Annotated in this window: 5 protein-coding genes; 3 read left to right on the plus strand and 2 right to left on the minus strand. The window is 44.1% G+C overall.

The window, feature by feature from the left end:
- Positions 1-112: 112 nt before the first annotated feature.
- A complete protein-coding gene (locus AC1DWB_RS31725; RefSeq protein ID WP_477545088.1) occupies positions 113-778 on the minus strand; it encodes a GNAT family N-acetyltransferase in 666 nt (221 codons plus the stop codon).
- Positions 775-1,566, minus strand: a complete 792-nt coding sequence (locus AC1DWB_RS31730) for a MerR family transcriptional regulator (RefSeq protein WP_477545089.1) — start codon at positions 1,564-1,566, stop codon at positions 775-777. The genes AC1DWB_RS31725 and AC1DWB_RS31730 overlap by 4 nt, the downstream gene beginning before the upstream one ends.
- 198 nt (positions 1,567-1,764) lie before the next feature.
- On the opposite strand from AC1DWB_RS31730, the gene AC1DWB_RS31735 reads away from it, so the two are divergent.
- The 3 genes from AC1DWB_RS31735 to AC1DWB_RS31745 all read left to right on the plus strand — a co-directional run.
- Complete coding sequence (locus AC1DWB_RS31735) at positions 1,765-2,502, plus strand: MBL fold metallo-hydrolase (protein ID WP_477545090.1); 738 nt, start codon at positions 1,765-1,767, stop codon at positions 2,500-2,502.
- 121 nt (positions 2,503-2,623) lie between these two features.
- Positions 2,624-3,079: a MarR family winged helix-turn-helix transcriptional regulator gene (locus AC1DWB_RS31740; RefSeq protein ID WP_477545091.1), complete on the plus strand. Its 456-nt coding sequence runs from the start codon at positions 2,624-2,626 to the stop codon at positions 3,077-3,079.
- Between the two features lie 52 nt (positions 3,080-3,131).
- A partial coding sequence (locus AC1DWB_RS31745; RefSeq protein WP_477545092.1) for a saccharopine dehydrogenase family protein occupies positions 3,132-4,126 on the plus strand: 995 nt, incomplete at its 3' end.

Below are 4,126 nucleotides of genomic sequence, written 5' to 3' on the forward strand. Positions count from 1 at the left end.
ACGTAACACCTTGATAGAAAGAAGAACAAGAGAGGGCAGGTAGAGGGAGTGGAGAAGCGTCAGCATTTATGGAAACAGCGACCGTACCCTATTCTACCTGTCCTCCCTCGCGCTAACTTAACTTATCTACCAAGGACCGTCGTCCGGCGTGGTTATGGTGAACCATATAATCCCAGTTGTATTCATTGAATAATACATACCGCGCTAAGCTATTATTTTGTAAATGAGTATGGAACGATAAACTCTCGTATAGATGCAAGGCACGTTTGTTATTCCCTGAGACGTGTAAGCTTAGTACGTCCAGGAATGACTTCGTTTGTACAAAATGCTGCGCCCATTGCAGCAACAGCTTGCCAACTCCCTTGCCTTGATGGGCCGGATGGACAGTAACATCTTCGATATAACATTCTCTGGCTTGTGGCTGATAGTTCAAGAAATGTAACCCGAGCAACAATTTTAAGCTATTCCATTTTCCGAACATATTGAAGACCTGCCACGATGGAAGCACGTGCTTCTCTTGCTGAATGTCAGATTGGGCTTTCCATTTGATGGACAGAGTACCTATAACTTCTCCGTCTTGTAGGGCGACGATTCTCTGACTTGCTGGTTCGACGGGAAAATGATCAAGAAGCTTTTGGAAAAAAGTAGCGAGATCGTCATCATTCAAGTTCGTAAGGTTTTGAAATTTTCCGCGAAACCCATGCACAAGCAAGCGGCTGATCTGTTGATTKTATATTGCCTGCATAGGTTCAATAGTTATGGGTGTAACGACTGTCATAATGGATTCCCCCTTTCCGAATTTGCAATCGGTTCGATCAAGACTTGCAACTCGTAATGAAGCTCGCTCTGGCTGAATAGGGATAGATAAGATTTTTCAATCAGTAGTAAGGGGCCTGTTACGACATAAGATTGTGCCGAAGCATAGTCGTAAAACTGTTCAATCAGTTGACCAATCTCATCATCTTCATGAACCAGGCTTTGCATAGAAAGGTAATCACCGCCAGGCAAAGAAAGATCGCTCGGCTCTTGGGTTTCCAAGTATAAGGAAATGGTGCTCGAACCGTCATATAAATAATGAATGTCTAATTCGAACAAGTTCGGAACGCGTTTTGCTTGTTCAACTAACAGTTTGGCATTTAGCTTCGTGTGTGAATCCATTTCAACCCAACGTGTAAAATGCGTGGTGTCCCGCCACTTGAATTGGCAATGATTGGGTTGTGGGCTTAAGCTTTGTTGTTCATGCAAAACTTTGTTGATGAACTTCTGAAGCTCTTGGAGTCGAAGTAACTCCGTATTTATTTCTAGTAAGGAATTGTGAAGCAGCTGTCGATATTGATCCGTAGAAAATGAAGTCATACATTCGTTAATGGAATGGACAGGCACGCCAAGCTTACGAAGCAGCAGAATATGTGCCAGTTGGTAAACTTGGTCGATGCTGTACATTCTATATTGATTGCTGTCTATATAGGCAGGGTGAAGAACTCCTTTTTCCTCAAAATAACGAATTTGATGAACAGATACATGCATAAGCTTAGCCAATTCGCTAATCGTAATTTCACTCTTCATAAGTATCACTCCTAATGATGCGGCTTGGAATACCTTAACGATACACCCTAGGTCAGACCTAATGTCAAGTGTTCCCAAGGAGCGCATTATGGAACGGGACGGGCTCCACATTTGAGAACTTTTAATCTATAATATTAAGAAGATTTAATAGATAAGCGATTGCTACGGCAACCGTTTGTTTAATCAGGGGGGATACGTATGAATAACTATCATCTACTCGAGATCGAGTTTGAGTATAACGGACAAAAACAGTTCATCTTCCCGACCATTCTTCAAGATGAGTACGATACGATTCTCATCGATTGCGGTTATCCAAATTTTGTGCCTCTTCTTGAAGAAGCGGCTAACCGGCACGACATCACTCTCGATTCGATTACCAAATTGATCGTGACGCATCACGATATGGACCATATCGGTTCCCTCGCTGCATTGAAGCGGGCATACCCACAMATCGACATCATCGCGCACGAACTGGAAGCGCCATACATTGAAGGGACGAAAAATTCGTTGCGACTTGAACAGGCGAAATCAACGTTTGGCACATTGCCGGATGAAGCAAAGCCACATGCGGAACAGTTTATTCACTTATTACAGTCGATCGAGTCGGTACCTGTCGATCGGAAGGTATCCAATAGTGAGCAGCTTCCTTGGTGTGGTGGCATCGAGATTGTTCACACGCCCGGTCACATGCCTGGCCATATTTCGTTGTTTCTTCCTGCTAGCAAAACGCTGATCGCGGGAGACGTCGTCGTCATTGAGGAGGGTAAGCTGAATATCGCCAATCCCCAATTTACATTGGATTTGGATGAGGCCGTCCGCTCCGTCCAGCGATTGCTTGAGTATGACATCGAGCAGTTCATTTGTTATCATGGAGGTTTATTTGTTGGCGATGTGAAGCAAGCGCTCCGACAGCTTATTCATGCGTATACGTCTTAGAATCGGATTCCCACTGCCAACCAGCTTGTTGGTTGACTATTTTATGCAATCAAAATAGAAACACAATCATTTGATTGTAGTTTACTTGACAATCATTAAGTATAGATACTAAACTATATATATGGATAAAAACAATATTTCACAATCTAACGCTATGAATAAAGGAAGCCGCAATCTTGGCCGATTGTTTCTGCAACTTAGACGGCTCGAACGCCAACCTCAAAACTTTGGAAATGCTGGATCTATAACGCCAAGTGAAATTCATACGATCGAGGGAATTGGTTATGAGGGAGCCATTCTTATGAATGAGCTTGCCTCCCGCCTTGGTGTTACGAAAGGTGCGGTCTCGCAGCTTATTGTACGTTTGGAGGCGAAGCAATTGGTGACGCGTTCGTCATATCCACATGATTCGAGAGCCATTTTGATTTCACTCACCGAAAAGGGGAAGGAGGCTTATAAGGCTCACGAAGAGCTGCACAGCCAATTTTATGATCAGCTTCGTTCTCAGTTAAGCCAACAGGAGATTGAAATATTCGAGAAATGCATTGAGAAATTAAATGTTTTTTTACAGAAATAATTTTTTTGCCATTTAGTTTAGTAACTATACTATCGGAAAAGCTGGTGAACAAATGAAGGATTACATTGTTGTCATTGGCGGATACGGCCATGTGGGGCAAACGATATGCAGGGAACTGGGTGGATTATATGCAGGCAAGGTTTATGCAGCGGGAAGAAGCCTCGAGCGAGCGGAGCAATTCACTCGTACAACGGATGGGAGGGTCAGGCCTCTACAAATTAATATGAGGGAAGGGTTTGATAAGAACTTTACGAAACGCGTCAAGCTTGTCATCATGTATTTGGATCAGACGGATACCGCTTTTGTTCGGTCTTGCTTCCAAAATCAGATTCATTATGTGGACGTTTCCGCGAATGACTCCTTTCTGACTCAGGTTGAAGGATTGCAGTCGGAAGCTAGAGCGACCGGTACGACGGCAGTACTAAGTATTGGGCTTGCACCGGGGCTGACGAACCTGATGTCTCTTCACGCCCGTAATTTGATGGATCAAGTGGATAACATAGACATCTCCATTATGCTTGGAATGGGTGATCAGCATGGGAAGGCTGCCATTGAATGGACTGTCGATAACCTTGGCAAGAGTTTTGATGTAATGAAGGATGGTAGAAAAGTTGCGGTTACAAGTTTCACGGACGCCATAAAAACGGACTTTGGAGCTCAGTTAGGGTGGAGAAGAGCATACCGGTTCAATTTCTCGGATCAACACGTGCTGCCGCGCACGCTTGGTGTAAAGTCCGTTTCCACACGTCTTTGTTTCGATTCATCTGCGGCTACTGGTTTGTTAGCCTGGCTAAGGGCGACGGGAATGTTCCGTTTGTTGAAGTTAAAGCCAATTCGCTACGTTGCAGTTCAACTATTCGGAAAGATGCGATTCGGAAAGGATATATATGCTGTGAAAGTCGACGCACAAGGGAAAAAAGATCAAAAGGACGTAGGGGTCGAGTGCTTCTTACTGGGTAGAAACGAAGCCCATATTACGGCCAAGGTAGCCGCTTCTGTAGCGGATATTGTATATCGCACTGAGCTACCGTATGGCGTATATCATAT

This window comes from Paenibacillus sp. P4_E11 (genome assembly GCF_056401635.1).